17 protein-coding genes are annotated in these 15,961 nt (G+C 71.9%); 5 read left to right on the top strand and 12 right to left on the bottom strand.

Going from position 1 to position 15,961, the window contains the following annotated elements:
• Positions 1-58: 58 nt before the first annotated feature.
• Entirely contained in the window at positions 59-520 is a 462-nt protein-coding gene (locus OG444_RS25420) for a molybdenum cofactor biosynthesis protein MoaE (protein WP_327264343.1), read from the bottom strand.
• Positions 521-678: 158 nt separating this feature from the next.
• Positions 679-1,845, bottom strand: coding sequence for an SDR family oxidoreductase (locus OG444_RS25415; RefSeq protein WP_327264342.1), 1,167 nt, complete (start codon positions 1,843-1,845; stop codon positions 679-681).
• 192 nt (positions 1,846-2,037) lie between these two features.
• Between OG444_RS25415 and OG444_RS25410 the strand changes: the two genes are divergently transcribed.
• Together OG444_RS25410 and OG444_RS25405 are read left to right on the top strand one after the other, a co-directional pair.
• The gene (locus OG444_RS25410) at positions 2,038-3,444 is read left to right on the top strand and encodes a zinc-dependent metalloprotease (protein ID WP_327264341.1); all 1,407 of its coding nucleotides are present in this window, start codon (positions 2,038-2,040) and stop codon (positions 3,442-3,444) included.
• Entirely contained in the window at positions 3,441-3,971 is a 531-nt protein-coding gene (locus OG444_RS25405) for an NUDIX hydrolase (protein WP_327264340.1), read from the top strand. Before OG444_RS25410 ends, OG444_RS25405 begins: the two co-directional genes overlap by 4 nt.
• 69 nt (positions 3,972-4,040) lie before the next feature.
• Here the strand turns inward: OG444_RS25405 and OG444_RS25400 are convergent, their stop codons facing one another.
• The 4 genes from OG444_RS25400 to OG444_RS25385 all read right to left on the bottom strand — a co-directional run bounded on the left by OG444_RS25400 (position 4,041) and on the right by OG444_RS25385 (position 7,926).
• Positions 4,041-4,796, bottom strand: a complete 756-nt coding sequence (locus tag OG444_RS25400) for an AIM24 family protein (RefSeq protein WP_327264339.1) — start codon at positions 4,794-4,796, stop codon at positions 4,041-4,043.
• 17 nt (positions 4,797-4,813) lie between these two features.
• Entirely contained in the window at positions 4,814-5,503 is a 690-nt protein-coding gene (locus OG444_RS25395) for an AIM24 family protein (protein ID WP_327264338.1), read from the bottom strand.
• An 11-nt stretch (positions 5,504-5,514) separates the two neighbouring features.
• Positions 5,515-7,149, bottom strand: a complete 1,635-nt coding sequence (locus OG444_RS25390; protein ID WP_327264337.1) for a TerD family protein — start codon at positions 7,147-7,149, stop codon at positions 5,515-5,517.
• Between the two features lie 138 nt (positions 7,150-7,287).
• The gene (locus OG444_RS25385; RefSeq protein WP_442810612.1) at positions 7,288-7,926 is read right to left on the bottom strand and encodes a M48 metallopeptidase family protein; all 639 of its coding nucleotides are present in this window, start codon (positions 7,924-7,926) and stop codon (positions 7,288-7,290) included.
• A 134-nt stretch (positions 7,927-8,060) separates the two neighbouring features.
• Here OG444_RS25385 and OG444_RS25380 point away from each other — a divergent pair, with 134 nt between their 5' ends.
• Positions 8,061-9,194 (top strand): ThiF family adenylyltransferase, encoded by a 1,134-nt coding sequence (locus OG444_RS25380; RefSeq protein ID WP_327264335.1) that lies wholly within the window; start codon positions 8,061-8,063, stop codon positions 9,192-9,194.
• Positions 9,195-9,267: 73 nt separating this feature from the next.
• Positions 9,268-10,596: an ABC1 kinase family protein gene (locus OG444_RS25375; protein WP_327264334.1), complete on the top strand. Its 1,329-nt coding sequence runs from the start codon at positions 9,268-9,270 to the stop codon at positions 10,594-10,596.
• A 13-nt stretch (positions 10,597-10,609) separates the two neighbouring features.
• Here OG444_RS25375 and OG444_RS25370 read toward each other — a convergent pair whose 3' ends face one another.
• The 5 genes from OG444_RS25370 to OG444_RS25350 all read right to left on the bottom strand — a co-directional run bounded on the left by OG444_RS25370 (position 10,610) and on the right by OG444_RS25350 (position 14,466).
• Positions 10,610-10,816, bottom strand: coding sequence for a hypothetical protein (locus tag OG444_RS25370; protein WP_327264333.1), 207 nt, complete (start codon positions 10,814-10,816; stop codon positions 10,610-10,612).
• A gap of 98 nt (positions 10,817-10,914) precedes the next feature.
• Complete coding sequence (locus OG444_RS25365; protein WP_327264332.1) at positions 10,915-11,244, bottom strand: hypothetical protein; 330 nt, start codon at positions 11,242-11,244, stop codon at positions 10,915-10,917.
• Positions 11,241-11,612: a WhiB family transcriptional regulator gene (locus OG444_RS25360; protein WP_053167873.1), complete on the bottom strand. Its 372-nt coding sequence runs from the start codon at positions 11,610-11,612 to the stop codon at positions 11,241-11,243. Before OG444_RS25360 ends, OG444_RS25365 begins: the two co-directional genes overlap by 4 nt.
• 197 nt (positions 11,613-11,809) lie before the next feature.
• Positions 11,810-12,121: a hypothetical protein gene (locus OG444_RS25355; protein WP_327266925.1), complete on the bottom strand. Its 312-nt coding sequence runs from the start codon at positions 12,119-12,121 to the stop codon at positions 11,810-11,812.
• 179 nt (positions 12,122-12,300) lie between these two features.
• Complete coding sequence (locus OG444_RS25350; protein ID WP_327264331.1) at positions 12,301-14,466, bottom strand: ATP-dependent DNA helicase UvrD2; 2,166 nt, start codon at positions 14,464-14,466, stop codon at positions 12,301-12,303.
• A 179-nt stretch (positions 14,467-14,645) separates the two neighbouring features.
• Here OG444_RS25350 and OG444_RS25345 point away from each other — a divergent pair, with 179 nt between their 5' ends.
• Positions 14,646-14,906, top strand: coding sequence for a mycoredoxin (locus OG444_RS25345; RefSeq protein ID WP_327264330.1), 261 nt, complete (start codon positions 14,646-14,648; stop codon positions 14,904-14,906).
• 97 nt (positions 14,907-15,003) lie between these two features.
• Here the strand turns inward: OG444_RS25345 and nudC are convergent, their stop codons facing one another.
• On the bottom strand, positions 15,004-15,960 hold the full coding sequence (nudC, locus tag OG444_RS25340) for an NAD(+) diphosphatase (RefSeq protein WP_327264329.1): 957 nt from the start codon (positions 15,958-15,960) through the stop codon (positions 15,004-15,006).
• Position 15,961 lies beyond the last annotated feature (1 nt).

Genomic DNA, 15,961 nt, shown 5'->3' with positions numbered 1-15,961 from the left:
GCGCGGCCGAACGGGTGCGAGGCTACCGCCTTCCGGGTGGCTCTCCGCGACCGGGGGTTCAGCAGGCTCCGACCCACTCCTCGGTGCCGTCGCTGAAGGTCTGGTGCTTCCAGATCGGGACCTCGTGCTTGAGGTCGTCGATCAGCATCCGGGCGGCCTCGAAGGCCTCGCCGCGGTGCGGGCAGGACACGGCGACGACGACGGCCAGGTCACCGACGGCCAGGTCACCGACGCGGTGCACGGCCGCGAGGGCGCGGACCGGGAACTTGGCCACGACGCGCTCGGCCACACGGCGCATCTCGGCCTCGGCGGTCGGGTGGCAGGAGTAGCCGAGCGAGTCGACGTCCGCGCCGCTGTCGTGGTTGCGCACCGTGCCGACGAAGAGCGTCGTACCGCCCGAAGCGTCGTCGCCGACGGCCTGGAAGACCTCGTCGATCGAGAGCGGGGTCCTGCGGATCTGGAGCAGCCGGATCGGGTCCGAAGCGGCCTGCTCACCGGGGTGGTCGAAGTGCGGTGCCATGTCTTCATCGTGCCCTAGCCGCTGACCCGGCGAAATAGCAGATTCGCCCGGTGCGGGCCCGCGGCCTTGGGAGCCTCCTACAGGGCGGGCCCGCACGGGCCCGCGGTCCGCCCCGGCCGGAGCCGCGTCCGCCCGGCCGGCGGGCGCCGCGGGTCCGCTCAGATCCCGCGCCGCTTGCGCGCCAGGCGGACGGCCGCGGCCGCGCCCAGCAGGGCGACCGTGGCGCCGGCCGCACCGGCGGCCGTGGCGGCGTCCCTGCGGCCCAGCCGGCGGCCCGCGACCGTGTGCCGGCCCGAGACCTCCCGGAGGAGCTCGGCGAGCACCTCCTCGTTGGTCCAGCGCGGCCGCCAGCCCGCCGCGTGCAGCCCGCTGACGCTGACCACCCACGGGTGCATCGTGTAGGCGAGGTCCCCGGCCGGGGACGGGGTCAGGCCGATCCGGTGCAGCCGGGCCGCCGCACCCAGGGCGACCGCCGAGGGGAGCTCCATGCGGCGGATGCCGCTCAGCTCCTCGACCTCCTCCTGCTCCAGCCACCCCTCGCAGCCCACGGCCAGCTCGCCCTCGACCTTCTCCAGGGCCGCGTACTCCAGGGCGCTGACCAGGTCGTCCACGTGGCAGAACTGCCAGGTGGGGCGGGATCCCGCCACCACGAGCAGCCGCGGGGACTCGAAGTACCGGGTCAGGGCGGTGTCGGTGCCGCCGACCAGGACGGCCGGGCGGATCACGGTGACGTTCAGTCCGGGGTGCGCGCGGGGGGCGCGCCGGCCGAGGCGCTCGATCTCCAGGAGGTCGCCGACACCGGTCGCCTCGGCGGTGGCCCGCAGCTCGGAGTCCTCGGACAGCGGGATGTCGTTGTCGGGCAGGGCCCCGTAGACCATCGCCGAGGTGCAGAGCACGACCCGGTGCACGCCGGCCGCGGCGGCGGCCGTCAGGACGGTCTGGGTCCCGCGCACGTTGTACGCCGTACGGGCGGCCGGGTCCGTCTCCAGGTCGAGGTCGAGGGCGAGGTGCACCACGACGTCGGCGCCGCGCAGCTTCTCGGCGATCGCGGGGTCCCGTACGTCGAGGATGTGCCACTGCGCGGCGGCGCAGTCCCCCCGCCGCTCGTCGATGGCGACGACCTGCTTGACCTCGTCGGAGGCGGCCAGGCGGCTCACCAGCGCGGCGCCGACGCCCGACGCGGCGCCGGTCACGGCGATCACGGGGCTGCGCCGGCGGATGTCCGACGGGTTTCGCGGCTGGCGAACGCCGGGGGCGCCGTCACCGTGGTCGGAGCTGTTTTCGTCGTCGGGCATCGCGCGAAACTGCGGATCTGGGGAACTCACCGGGCGTCTCCAGCGGTTGTCTTCAGTAGGGACGCGCCGTGACGCGTACCCACCAGGTGATGTCCATCCTGCCGCAGCCCAGGAGTCGGCGGAGCACCGAGCCCGGATGCGGCTGCGGTGTCTACGCTGGGTGGTGTTGTCGGACCATTGCCCGTCGGCTCCCGCCGGCGGCCCTACGAGCCGAGGAAACCCGTGAGCGACACCCCATTCGGATTCGGCCTTCCGCCGGAGGAGCCGGAGAACGGCGACGATGGCAATAAGAAGGGCAACCAGGGCGGTCAGGGCGGCCCGGCGAATCCCTTCGGGTTCCCCGGCATGGGTCTGCCGGGCGGCGCGGGCGCTCCCGGAGCGGACAACCCGTTCGCCGCGATGTTCGGTTCGATGAACCCGAACGACCTCGGCGCCGCCTTCCAGCAGCTCGGCCAGATGCTGAGCTACGAGGGCGGTCCCGTGAACTGGGACATGGCCAAGGACATCGCCCGCCAGACCGTCGCCCAGGGCACCTCGGACGGCGTGAAGGACACGAGCGTCGGCGTCGCCGAGAAGTCCGCCGTCGAGGAGGCCGTGCGCCTCGCCGACCACTGGCTGGACGGTGTGACCTCGCTGCCCTCGGGCGCGACCACGGCCGTGGCCTGGAGCCGCGCCGAGTGGGTCGAGGCGACCCTCCCGGTGTGGAAGGAGCTCGTGGACCCGGTCGCGGAGCGCGTCGGCGCGGCGATGGGCGGCGTGCTGCCCGAGGAGATGCAGGCCATGGCGGGCCCGCTGCTCGGCATGATGCGCTCGATGGGCGGCGCCATGTTCGGCCAGCAGATCGGCCAGGCCGTCGGCACCCTCGCGGGCGAGGTCGTCGGCTCGACGGACATCGGTCTGCCGCTGGGCCCGGCCGGGAAGGCTGCGCTGCTGCCGCTGAACATCGAGGGCTTCGGCAAGGACCTGGGCGTGCCCTCGGACGAGGTGCGGCTCTACCTGGCCCTGCGCGAGGCCGCCCACGCCCGGCTGTTCGCCCACGTGCCGTGGCTGCGCTCGCACCTGTTCGGCGCGGTCGAGGGCTACGCCCGCGGCATCAAGGTCGACACCTCGAAGCTGGAGGACGTGGTCGGCCAGCTGGACCCGTCCAACCCGGAGCAGCTGCAGGAAGCGCTCCAGGGCGGCATGTTCCAGCCGCAGGACACCCCGGAGCAGAAGGCAGCACTGGCCCGCCTGGAGACGGCGCTCGCGCTGGTCGAGGGCTGGGTCGACGCGGTGGTGCACGAGGCGGCCAAGCCCCGGCTGACCTCGGCGGACGCGATGCGCGAGACCATGCGGCGGCGGCGCGCCTCGGGCGGCCCGGCCGAGCAGACCTTCGCGACGCTGATCGGCCTGGAGCTGCGCCCGCGCCGGCTGCGGGACGCCTCGCGCCTGTGGGCCTCGCTCACGGACGCCCGTGGGGTGGACGGCCGCGACGGTCTGTGGGAGCACCCGGACATGCTTCCGACGGCCTCCGACCTGGACGACCCGGACGGCTTCGTGCACCGCGAGCAGCTGGACTTCTCCGAGATCGACAAGATGCTCGGCGAGGCCGCCGAGAAGCGCGAACAGGACGGCGACGAGAAGAAGTGAGCCTGCACGAAGACGCGGTTCTCGTACTGAAGGCGTACGAGGACCAGCCGGAGCTGCGCGATCTGTACCTGGAACACCTGGCGGCCCATCCGGACGGGGTCTACAAGCCGTGCGGGGCCGGGCACGTCACGGGGAGCGCGCTGGTGATCGACCCGGTGCGGCGGCGCGTCCTGCTGACCCTGCACAAGAAGCTCGGCATGTGGCTCCAGATGGGCGGCCACTGCGAGCCCGGTGACGCGACCCTCGCCGAGGTGGCGCTGCGCGAGGCCCGCGAGGAGTCGGGCATCGCCTCGGGACTGACCCTGCTCGACGGCGGCCCGGTGCGCCTGGACCGGCATCCGATCCCGGCGCCGTGCAACTGGCACCTGGACGTGCAGTACGCGGCGCTGGCCCCGGCCGGCGCCGAGGCGGAGATCAGCGAGGAGTCGCTGGACCTGCGCTGGTTCCCGTACGAGGAGGTGGCGGCGGTGGCCGACGACTCCGTCGTGCGGCTGCTGGAGGCGACCCTGGCCCGTCTCGGGGGCTGAGCGCGCGGACGCGGACACGGCGAAGGGGCGGCCCCGGACGGGACCGCCCCTTCGCCGCATTCGGGCCGGTCAGTTCCAGGCGTTGTTCTGGTTCTGTCCGTGGGAGCCCTGCTGGCCCATGCCGAACTGCGCGGCGACGCCCTGGCCGAGCTGGGCGTTCTGCGGTGGCAGCACCTCACTGGGCTGCACCAGCGCGAAGCCGGTGCCGAGGAAGCTCAGCTCCCAGCCCTCGCCGGTGTTGCCGCGCCGCCGCCACACTCCGCTGGAGTGCGTCTGGGCCTGCATCTGCACCCGCAGCGAGGTGGACCAGGCGACGATCGCGTCCGCGTCCACGTTGACGTACTTGTCGGGCGTGACGTGCATCATCAGCGGCTGCCCGGAGGTCATCAGCGCGACCTTGCCGCGGCCGGTGATGTTGAGCTGGTACTTGCCGGACCCGGAGATCCCGTACTGGCTGTCCACCGCGATGACCTCGGTGTGCAGGGTGGAGTCCAGGGCCAGCACGTAGCTGCTGTCGACCGTGAGGCCTTCCTGGTCCACGTCCACGACGTGCACGTACTGGGCGAGGTTGGCCAGGTAGACCGTGCCCTGCCCGGAGCAGCGCATGAGGTCCAGGCCCTCGCCGGTGCGGCGGCGGGCGTTGCGCTGGCTGGTGGTCTGGTACTCGCCGTCGAAGTCGATGAGTCCCTGGTAGGCGACCATCGCGCCCTTGCGGGCGAGTACGTCGTCGGAGCCGGTCAGCGAGACCCGCAGCAACTGCGGGTTCTGGATGGCGTACCGCTCCTGCGACTGGGCTTCGGCGTGGGCGAAAAGTGCGCTCTGCATGATGTGTCCGCTCCCCCTCAGCCCCGGACCCGGAGCCGGTCGGTGCTGTCCTCGCTGGGCTGTACGACGACGATGCCCTGGCCTGAGAAGGCCATCTGGTAGGCCTCCCCGCTGCCCCGGCCGATCATCGACGAGGCCTTGAAGCTGCGCTTGCCCTTGACCTTGAGGTTCGGGGACCAGGCGACGAGCGCGTCGGGGTCGACGTACGTCTCGTCCTCACCGCGGCCGCAGTCGACCACGATCGGGGTGCCGCGGGAGGTCAGGGCGACCCACCCGGTGCCCGCGACCTCGACGTTGAACAGGCCTTGGCCGGCGAACTTGGCGAGACCCTTGACCCGCTCGACGCCCCACTGGAGGTGGGCGTCGAAGGCGAGCAGGTTGGTGCCGTTGACCGAGAGCGAGTCGTTGTTGAGGTTGATGACGACGACGTCCGCGCCGTAGTCGGCGAGGTAGAGCAGGCCGTCACCGGTGCACTTCATCAGCGGCGCGCCTTCGCCGGTGGCCCACTGCGAGGCCATCTGGCGGACGGCCGGCGGGTTGGGCTCGTACTGGACGAAGCCCTCGTAGGCGACCATCGAGCCGGTGCGGGCGAAGAGGTCCTGGCCGCTCTGCATGGCGACCTTGAGCATGGACCGGCCGTGGTTCTCCATGCGGGCCGTGACAGGGGTCGGGGCGTAGCCCGCGAGTTGCTGGTTCGTTGCGTTCATATCGGGCTCCCTCAGACCTCGTACGGCTGGACGACGATGAAGTTTCCGGGCGCGCCGCGGAACTGGAGGTTCACGGTCTCCCCGCTGTGGCCGGGATAGGCGTTGCGCCGCAGCCGGACCTGGCTGGACAGGATCACCTGCGCGGCCGAGGACCACGCGACGATGGCGTTGCTGTCCGCGAAGGTGGTCGGGGTGACGGGCAGGACCACCGGGACGCCGTGCGTCTTGATGATCACCGTGCCGGTGCCCTGGAACTGCATGGTGAACAGGGCGCCGCCCGGGATGCCGTGACCCTCGATGCGGCGGATCTCGTGCTGGAGCGACTCGTCGAAGGCGAGCACGGCTTCGGCGGAGACGCAGATGCCGTCGCCCTGCAGCTCGACGGCGTGCAGGTGGGCGCCGTCCTCGGCGAGGAAGACCTGGCCGCGGCCGGTGCAGCGCATGAGCTGCATCTCCTGGCCGGTGGCGTTGCCGACGATGCGGCCGGCGAAGCCCGCGCCCTTGTAGCTGAAGTCCACCTTGCCCTGGTACAGCACCATGCTGCCCTGGCGGGCGAGGACGGCCTGGCCGCCCATCGCGAGGTCGACGCGCATGAGCTGCTGGTTCTGCGGGGTCCAGCGGCTGCCCGTGGGGGCTTCCTTGTAGGGCTGGAGCGCGGCGGCGAGTCCGGCGGCCGGGGCCGCGGCCTGCGGCGCGTAACCCCCGGGCTGCTGGCCCGGGAACTGACCGGGCGGCTGGCCGGGGACCTGGCCGTAGCCCGGCTGCTGCCCGTAGGGGGCCGGGGCGGGCGGCGGGACCTGGCCCGGGTACTGGCCCGGGACCTGTCCGGGGACCTGACCGTACGAGGGCTGCGGCGGCTGCGGCGGCTGGCCGTACGGCGCCGGGGCCGGCGGGGCGATCGGCGCGGCCATGGTGGGCGCGGCGTGCACCGGGGCCGGGGCGACGGGCTGCTGGTACTGCGGCTGCGCGGCGCCGGGTGCGGGCACGGGCGCGCCGAAGGAGGGCGCGGGGGCCGGGGCCTGCTGGGCCGGGGCGCCGAAGGACGGGGCCGGGGCGGCCGCCTGCGGCGGCGCTGCGAACCCGGGCGAGGCGGCGGCGGGGGCCTGCGGCTGCGCCTCCTCGGCGACCTCGCCGCCGAAGTTCCGCAGCAGTGCGTCGAGCCCGCCGTCGAAGCCCTGGCCGACGGCGGCGAAGCGCCACACGTCCTTCAGGTAGAAGTCGCCGAGCATCACGGCCCGCTCGGTGGTGAACTCCGCACCGGTGAAGGCGTACCGGACGACCTCTTCGCCGCCGGCCACGATCCGGATGTAGCCCGGTCCGATCTGCGACATCTGTCCGGCACCGTCGATGGTGGCGGTGAAGGACAGCTTGTGGATCGACGCCGGAATGCGGTCCAGCGTCACCCGGAAGGATTCGGTGTCACCTGACTGGGCACCGAGTTGCTGAATGGACTCTTCCGGTGACTTCGGCTGATTGAAGAAGACGAAGTAACGGTCGTCCGACAGCTGCTCATTGGCGTCGAGGCCGAAACAGCTGATGTCGAAGGAGAGTCCGGACCCGGCGATCTGTACGCCTACATACAGATCGGTGCCCGCCGTGAGATCACTGATCTTGGCCTTGTGGCCGCGTTGGAATTCCCTGGCCATACGTACGACCGTCCCCCATCCCGACTGTGAATGCGTGCGGCTCAGGCTAACGGCAACTGCCGACATCCGGCCAAGCCGGTACCGACCCGGTACAAAACACTCTGCGTGACGTGACGGGCGGCGATCACGCGTCCCGGGTCATTCCTCGCGGGCGGCGGGGACCTGCGGCAGCCGCTCGGCCGCGACCACGCCCTCCAGATAGCCGCGGGCCCGCTCGGTACGCGGGTACGCCTCCAGGAGCGCCCAGAATCGGGGTCCGTGGCCGGGTACGAGCAGGTGGGCCAGCTCGTGCAGGAGCACGTAGTCGACGACGTACTCGGGCATCCCCTGAAGGCGGTGCGAGAGCCGGATGCTGCCCTCGGCGGGGGTGCAGGAGCCCCAGCGGGTGTTCTGGTTGGTCACCCAGCGGACGGTGCGGGGGCATGCGCGGCCGTCGAAGTACTGCTCGGACAGCTGTGCGGCGCGCTCGGTGAGTTCCGCGTCCCCGAAGGTGCGCCGGCTCTCCTGGGCGGCCAGTTTGTCGAGCATGACGCCCACCCAGCGCTGCTCCTCCGCCTCGGACATCCGGGCAGGGATGAGGACGACCGTACGGTCACCCTCGCGATAGGCGGATACGGTCCTGCGGCGGCGCGCGCTCCGGCGGACTTCGACGGCGCGCTGCGGTGGGTCGGCGGACACGCCACGACGGTACCCGGTTCCCCCTGCGGAAGTCCCGCCCGTCCGGGGGTCGAACACGAGGGATTCGCAGCCGATTTCCGGAACACTATTTCCCTTCATCTCATATGCCTAATACCTCGCACCTGTGGACAAATTCCTGCACGGATTCCGACGGGCGGGCAGTGTGGCGGAAGAGCGGGAATCGAGCGGCGCGTGTGCGCAAGGGACGCAAGGGATATCGAGGGGGACCGGACATGTATCCAAGGGTGAAGCCGGCGTTGGCGAGGGCGTGGCGGGATCTTCAGACGGTCCAGTTCGGGGTGACGCCCGCCCATGCGGTGGTGCTCGGCCCCGTGGACACGGCGACGGGCACGCTGATCGACCGGATCGACGGGACCCGGGGGATGGAGCTGTTGCGGGCGGAGGCCTCGGGGATGGGACTGCCGGACGGCCGGGCCGACGAGGTGGTCAGGACGCTGGCGGGAGCCGGTCTGCTCGACGACGCCACGGCGGGCGGGCCGCGGGCCCAGGCCCTGAGGGGACATCCGGAGACGGTGGAGCGGCTGGGGCCCGATCTGGGGTCGCTGTCCCTGGTCCACCGTGAGCCGGGCGGGGACCTCCGGGCGATCGCGGCCCGCCGGTCGATACGGGTCCGGGTGCGCGGGAGCGGCCGGGTCGGCGCCGTGATCGCCGCGGTCCTGGCGGGAGCCGGCGTGGGCCGGGTCGAAGTGCTCGACGGGGGCCGGGTGGAGCCGGCGGACGTGGCACCGGGCGGGCTGGACACCGGGAGCGTGGGCCGGCTGCGGGCCGAGTCCGCGGGCAGGCTGGTGCGCGAGTCGGCGCCGGGGCGCAGCCCGCGGGCCGGTGACGACGAGGGGGCGGATCCGGGGCTGGCCCTGGTCGTGGTCGCGCCCCGGGACGGGCTGCACGCCTGGGCACCCGATCCGGACACCGCGGCCGACTGGGTCGCCGCGGGCATCCCGCACCTGTACGCGGGGGTGTTGGAGGGGACGGGGCTGGTGGGTCCTCTGGTGCTGCCGGGCGCGACGGCCTGCGCGGGGTGCATGGAGCGCGACCGCGTGGAACGGGACCCTGCCTGGCCGAGGATGCTGGTGCAGTGGCGCTCGGCGCACCGCCGCCGCGCGAGCGCCGCTTGCGACCTGGGCCTGTCCACGGCGGTGGCCGGGCTCGCCGCGGCCCATGCGCTGTCCTTCCTCGACGGGAGGCTGCCCGCGTCCACCGCCTCCCGCTGGGAGGCCGCTCTGCCCACCCTCAACTGGGAATCCACCCCGGTCCGTCCGCATCTCGACTGTCCCTGTGGGGCGGGAAGAGCCGTGGACGAGGACGGGGAGGGGACCGGCCGGGAGCGCCATGACAGGATGCGTTGAGGCTGTCGGGTCGGCGGAGCCCTTCCTGAATTCCGCCGCTCGCGGCGCAGCTGTCTGGGACATGGAGGGGCGTATGTCTGATCTTCCCCGGAAGGCGGTCACCCGTACCGTCAAGCTGGCCGCGCTGCCGCTCGGCATCGCAGGCCGGGCCACGTGGGGGCTGGGCAAGCGGATCGGGGGCAAGTCCGCGGAGATCGTGGCGCGCGAGCTCCAGCAGCGCACCGCCGAGCAGTTGTTCCGCACGCTCGGGGAACTGAAGGGCGGTGCGATGAAATTCGGGCAGGCCCTGTCGGTCTTCGAATCGGCCCTGCCCGAGGAGGTCGCGGGGCCCTACCGGGCGGCGCTGACCAAGCTTCAGGAGGCGGCCCCGCCGCTGCCCGCGGCGACGGTGCACCAGGTGCTGACGGAGCGTCTCGGCGCCGACTGGCGGGACCTGTTCGAGGAGTTCGAGGACAAGCCGGCCGCGGCGGCCTCGATCGGGCAGGTGCACCGGGCGGTGTGGCACGACGGCCGGCAGGTGGCCGTCAAGGTCCAGTACCCGGGGGCCGGTGAGGCGCTGCTGTCGGATCTGAAGCAGCTGGGCCGGTTCGCCGGGCTGCTCGGGCCGCTGATCCCGGGCATGGAGATCAAGCCGCTCATCAAGGAGTTGCGCGACCGGGTCGCCGAGGAGCTCGACTACGAGCTCGAGGCCGAGGCCCAGCGGACGCATGCGGACGCCTTCGTGGACGACCCGGACGTGGTCGTGCCGGACGTCGTGCACCAGGGCGATCAGGTGCTGGTGACGGAGTGGATGGAGGGGACCCCGCTGTCGGAGGTGATAGCCGACGGCACCCAGGAGGAGCGGGACCGTGCCGGACAGCTGCTGGCCCGGTTCCTGTTCTCGGGTCCTGCGCGCACCGGTCTGCTGCACGCGGACCCGCATCCGGGCAACTTCAGGCTGATACCGGGTGCGGACGGCCGGCTGCGGCTGGGTGTCCTGGACTTCGGCACTGTCGACCGGCTGCCCGGGGGCTGGCCGAAGCCCATCGGCAGGTCGCTGCGGATGACGCTGGACGGTGACGCCGAGGGGGTCTACGGGCACCTGTGCGCCGAGGGGTTCGTGAAGGAGTCCATCGAGCTCGACCCCGACGCGGTGCTGGACTACCTGAAGCCGATCATCGAGCCCGCCGAGGCCGATGAGTTCACCTTCACCCGGCCGTGGCTGCGCGGACAGGCGGCACGGATCGCCGATCCCCGCTCCCCCGCGCACCAGTTGGGCCGGCAGATCAACCTGCCGCCCTCGTACCTGCTGATCCACCGCGTGACGCTGAGCACCATCGGGGTGCTGTGCCAGCTGGGCGCGACGGTGCGGCTGCGGGACGAACTGGATTCCTGGCTGCCGGGGTTCGCCTCCGCGGAGTGACCGCGCGGGCGCGTCACCACCAGGACGAATCGAGCCTGCCCTCGATCGCCCGGAGGTTGGCGCGCGCGCAGTCGACGCAGAAGTACTGTCTGGTCCCGTTCTCCACCGAACAGGTCCAGGTGGGCGGGGTCTCGCCCGGGGCCTTGGCGCCACAGCCCGCGCAGACGACGGGCTGGGCCTCGGATCCCGACGGGCCGGGGCGGGGAGTCGGCTGGTCCACCTCCAGACGATATCCCCGTACGGCGGGACAGCGCCGCGCAACGCACCGGGGGGACCGGTCCGTGCGGACCGGTCCCCCCGGGGATGCTGTTTCAGCTCTTACTGCATGACGGCCATGGCCAGCGCACGCCGGGCGCGCATGGAGACGCGCTCGGCTCGCCGCTGCATGCGGCGGGCGGCGACCAGGCGCACGGCGTGACGCTCGACGTCCACCTCACGCATGAGCTCGTCCATATGGGCACGAGCCAGGGCTTCTGGGATGAGTTGCATTTCGCGGGTCCTGTTCTGACGCGAGGTGATCGCGCCGGTGGTGATGAAGTCTGCGTGGGCGGCGCCGTGGGGCTGCTCGCTCGTGATGTGGGCGGTCATGAGGGCCTGCTTCAAGGGGTCGTGCGTCAGGGGGCGGTCGATGGTTCCGATGGCGGTCATGCCGAGACAACCGGGTTCTTGCGCGGACGGCCACGGGGACGCTTGCGGGCGACGACGACACCCTGGACGAAGAGCTCGCCACCCCAGACACCCCAGGGCTCGCGGCGCTCGGTCGCACCGGCGAGGCAGGCCTCGACCAGCGGGCAGGTGCGGCAGAGGGACTTGGCGTACTCGACGTCGGCCGGGGACTCGGCGAAGAAGACCTCGGGGTCGAAGGTGCGGCACGGGACGGGTACGCCGAGGTTCTCGATGGCGTCGTCGAGCGCGGTCAGCGCGGTGAGCGGGGTCAAGGTGTGGTCCTCCGGGACTGCGGGCGGGGAGATCAGTTGGGTCTGCGGTACGGACGGGGCGTGCGCTTCGAGTTGCACGGTGGTTTCTTCCTCGTCTTGTTCGGCTAGTCGTTCCGGCCGGTCGGCCGGGTTCGGCTGGGCTGTGCTCTCACACCGACTGGCTCGGCCAGTCCCGAGGCCCCTTCGCTCCGTCGCCCCCGGTCGGGGACAAACAGAAGGGCCGCGGATCCCGGGTGGGGTTCCGCGGCCCTGAAGGCGCCGGTCTGATCATGCGATCAGACTGGATCACTCCAGGGTTCGAGCCCGCGGAAGGCCCACATCAGGTGGTGCTGCTGCTTCGTCTGCTTCTTCAGGGATCCGGCACCGGCTGCGGCAGCGAATCCATAGGCGCCATGCGTCTGCGCTTCTGCTGCCAGTACTGCCACCGGTGCCTGGGTCGGTCGCTCATTGCGCTCACTGACCGGAAGGGTCGCCAGCAGGGCGGGGCGGTCGGCGGAAATCGCGGACACACCGGTACCCAGGAGGGAGACGGAACCGAGCAGGCAGGAAGCGTCGACCGAGCGATCGGTCATTTTGGTGAAGGTCATGAAGCTGGTCACTGGTCTCGCCTCCTCTCGGCGTCTCGGGGACTCGGCCCGAGGGCCTGTCCCATGCGTATTCGGATAAGTACAGCACGGATCCAGGGCTTCGGAGAAGCCACCGTTTCCGTTGCTAAGAACCTATGGGTCTTCGCTGGGCATGTGCAAACTATTTTTCCGACGAGTTTCTACGCGTCGTCAGGATGCCCGGACTCAACCTCCTGACCTGCGCAGATCGCCAGGACATCGGCTCCGTACCGGTCAAGCTTACGGCCGCCCACTCCGGAGATCATCGACAGCTCCCCCTCCTCGGAGGGCGCGGCCTCCGCGATCGCCATCAGCGTCTTGTCCGTGAAGACGCAGTACGCGGGCAGGCCTTGCTCCTTCGCCTGGCCCGCGCGCCAGTCCCGCAGGCGCTCGTAGAGGCCTTCGTCCATGTCGGACGGGCAGTCCTCACAGCGCATCAGCTTCAGCTCGCCGGCCTCGGTCAGGGTCCTGCCGCAGACCCGGCACAGCACCGGCCCGCGGCGGCCGCGCTTGCGGGCCCCTCGCTCGGCCGCGGAGGCCGCCGGGGCGCCCGGGGCCGCGGAGCCCGGCCGCAGGCCGTTCAGGAAGCGGCTGGGGCGTCTGGAGGCCCGGCCGCCGGGGGCGCGGGAGAGGGCCCAGGAGAGGGTCAGGTGCAGCCGCGCCCGGGTGACTCCGACGTAGAGCAGCCGCCGTTCCTCCTCGACCTGCTCGTCGGTCTTCGCATAGGTGATCGGCAGCATGCCGTCGGTGAGGCCGGCGAGGAACACGGCGTCCCACTCCAGGCCCTTCGCCGCGTGCAGCGACGCGAGGGTGACGCCCTGGACGGTCGGGGCGTGCTGGGCGGCCTTGCGCTCGTCCAGCTCGATCGTGAGGTCCGCCAGGGTGGCCCCCTGCCGGGTCCGGGCGAAGTCCTCGGCGAGCCGGACCAGCGCGGCCAGCGATTCCCACTGGTCGCGCACGGCGCCGGAACCGGCGGGCGGCTCGGTGCTCCAGCCGGTGGAGCTGAGCACCGCCCGGACCTGGGAGCCCAGCTCCACGACGTCCTCGAGCAGCGGGTCGTTCCCGCCGGAACGGGCGGCTCCGCGCAGCGCGAGGATCGCCTTCTGGACCTCCTGGCGCTCGAAGAACCGCTCGGCGCCGCGCAGCTGGTAGGGCACACCGGCGTCGGCGAGGGCCTGCTCGTAGACCTCGGACTGGGCGTTGATGCGGTAGAGGACGGCGATCTCGCCGGCCGGCACGCCCGCGGCGATCAGGTCCCGGATCCGGTGGGCGACGCCCTCGGCCTCGGCGGGCTCGTCCGCGTACTCCGCGTAGACGGGGTCGGGGCCGGTCTCGCGCTGCGAGATCAGCTCCAGCCGGTGCTCGGCGGCCCGCCCCTTGGCCTGGTTCAGGAGCCCGTTGGCCAGGTGGACCACCTGGGGGGTGGAGCGGTAGTCACGGACCAGCTTGACCACGGTGGCCTGCGGGTAGCGGGTGCGGAAGTTGAGCAGGTGGTCGGGGGTGGCGCCGGTGAAGGAGTAGATGGTCTGGCTGGCGTCACCGACGACGCAGAGGCTGTCGCGCTCGCCGAGCCACAGGTCCAGCAGCCGCTGCTGGAGCGGGCTGACGTCCTGGTACTCGTCGACGACGAAGTGCTGGTACTGGCCGCGGATCTGCTCGGCGATGTCGTGGCGGTCCTGGAGGATGCCGACCGTCAGGAGCAGCACGTCCTCGAAGTCGATCATGCCGCGGTCGCGCTTGAGCTGTTCGTACGTCCCGTAGATCTGGGCGATCTCGGCCAGGTCCCGGGGGGCCTCGCGGCCCGATTTGAGGGCGGCCACCGGATAGTCGGCGGGCACGGTCTGGGTGACCTTCGCCCACTCGATCTCGCCCGTGACGTCGCGCAGCTCGTTGCGGTCGAGGCGGATGCGGCAGCGCGCGCCGGCCTCGGCGACGAACTGGATCTTGCGCTCCAGCAGCCGTGGCACGTCCCCGCCGACCGCCTTGGGCCAGAAGTACTGGAGCTGGCGCAGGGCGGCGGAGTGGAAGGTGCGGGCCTGGACCCCGCCCGCGCCCAGGGTGCGCAGGCGTCCGCGCATCTCGCCCGCGGCGCGGTTGGTGAAGGTGACCGCCAGCACGCTGGCCGGCATGAGCTGCCCGGAGCGGACGCCGTAGGCGATGCGGTGGGTGATCGCGCGGGTCTTGCCGGTACCGGCGCCCGCCAGCACGCACACCGGCCCGCGCAGGGTCGTCGCGACCTCGCGCTGCTCCGGGTCGAGGCCCAGGAGCACCGCGTCGGCCGAGTCTGCTGCGGCGGGGAACGATGAGGAGTGCGTTGCTGCTGTCACCCCGCCATGCTGCCAGGTCCCGTGGGTCGGGCGGGAAAGTTGTCCACAGGCGGCACGTATCCGTCGTATCAGTCGTATCGGTCACACCGGGTGCGCGGGGGACGCCGCAAGGGAATGGCCGCAGGGTGGCGTACGTTCGAGTACTCGGACCACCGAGCCCTCACGAAGGAGAGCGCAGCATGCAGGACACGGGCACCGTCACGATGTACAGCACGACCTGGTGCGGCTACTGCCGTCGGCTGAAGACCCAGCTGGACCGGGAAGGCATCGCGTACAACGAGATCAACATCGAGCTCGACCCGCAGTCCGCCGCGTTCGTGGAGAAGGCCAATGGCGGCAACCAGACGGTTCCCACCGTGCTGGTGAAGTCCGCCGCGGGCAGTGAGTCCGTCATGACGAACCCGAGCCTGGCCCAGGTCAAGCAGGCTCTCGCCGTCTGACCGGAGACACAGCGGAGGGCCCCCGCCGGTGCGGGGGCCCTCCGCTGTGTGACGCACGTGTGTGACGCATGTCCCGCGGAGCGGGACGTGACGAAGGTTACGCGGCCGCCTTCGGCAGCGGCTCGCCGTACCAGAGCTCGACCAGCCGGGCCGCGATGGAGATGCCCGACGGGGGCAGCACCTCGCCCGACGCGAACGCCGCGCGCAGCTCCTCGCGGGAGAACCAGCGGGCCTCCTGGATCTCCTCGCCGTCCACGGTGATCTCCGAAGTGGTGGCGCGGGCCGTGAAGCCCAGCATCAGGCTGTACGGGAAGGGCCACGGCTGGCTGGCCACGTACTCGACCTCGCCGACCTTGACGCCCGCCTCCTCCCACACCTCGCGGATGACGGACTGCTCTATCGACTCGCCCGGCTCCACGAACCCGGCGAGGGTGGAGAAGCGGCCCTCCGGCCAGTGCACCTGGCGACCCAGCAGCGCCCGGTCCTGATCGTCCGTGACCAGCATGATCACGGCAGGGTCGGTGCGCGGGTAGTGCTCGGCGCCGCAGCCCGGGCAGCGGCGGATGTGCCCGGCGGCCGCGACCACCGTGCGCTCGCCGCAGCGCGAGCAGAAGCGGTGCATCCGCTGCCAGTTCTCCAGCGCCACCGCGTGGACCATCAGTCCGGCGTCGCGCGGCGACAGCAGCAGTCCGGCCTCGCGCAGGCCGGCCGGGCGGGCCGACTGGTCCATGCGGCCGGGCAGCGCGTCCTTCTGCAGCGCGAAGTACCGTACGCCGTCCTCGTCGGTGCCCAGGAAGTAGCGGTGGGTCTCGGTGACCGGGGCCTCGAAGGCCGGGGTCATCACGATGCCGGTACCGCCGTCGGGGGTGTCGTCGATCAGGACCTGGCCCCCGGAGACGACGAAGACGCGGGTCGTCGGGTGGCTCCAGGCCGCGGCGAGCCACGCCTCGTCGAGGCGGTGGTGCGCGGCGCGGTCGATCCCGCTGGGCGCGGCGAGCGAAAGAGGGCGCTCGGTGAGAGGGCGCTCGGTATGGGTGCTCACAGGTACTTCCAAC

The organism is Streptomyces sp. NBC_01232 (assembly GCF_035989885.1).
Lineage (GTDB): Bacteria > Actinomycetota > Actinomycetes > Streptomycetales > Streptomycetaceae > Streptomyces.
The sequence above is the reverse complement of the archived record's forward strand: the minus strand, read 5'-3'. Positions and strand labels throughout refer to the sequence as shown.

Coding starts and splice junctions, on each gene's coding strand:
- OG444_RS25420 (WP_327264343.1), bottom strand. CDS start 520: ATGGCACCGCACTTCGACCACCCCGGTGAGCAGGCCGCTTCGGACCCG.
- OG444_RS25400 (WP_327264339.1), bottom strand. CDS start 4,796: ATGCAGAGCGCACTTTTCGCCCACGCCGAAGCCCAGTCGCAGGAGCGG.
- OG444_RS25395 (WP_327264338.1), bottom strand. CDS start 5,503: ATGAACGCAACGAACCAGCAACTCGCGGGCTACGCCCCGACCCCTGTC.
- OG444_RS25390 (WP_327264337.1), bottom strand. CDS start 7,149: ATGGCCAGGGAATTCCAACGCGGCCACAAGGCCAAGATCAGTGATCTC.
- OG444_RS25385 (WP_442810612.1), bottom strand. CDS start 7,926: ATGAAGGGAAATAGTGTTCCGGAAATCGGCTGCGAATCCCTCGTGTTC.
- OG444_RS25380 (WP_327264335.1), top strand. CDS start 8,061: ATGTATCCAAGGGTGAAGCCGGCGTTGGCGAGGGCGTGGCGGGATCTT.
- OG444_RS25375 (WP_327264334.1), top strand. CDS start 9,268: ATGTCTGATCTTCCCCGGAAGGCGGTCACCCGTACCGTCAAGCTGGCC.
- OG444_RS25365 (WP_327264332.1), bottom strand. CDS start 11,244: ATGACCGCCATCGGAACCATCGACCGCCCCCTGACGCACGACCCCTTG.
- OG444_RS25355 (WP_327266925.1), bottom strand. CDS start 12,121: ATGACCTTCACCAAAATGACCGATCGCTCGGTCGACGCTTCCTGCCTG.
- OG444_RS25345 (WP_327264330.1), top strand. CDS start 14,646: ATGCAGGACACGGGCACCGTCACGATGTACAGCACGACCTGGTGCGGC.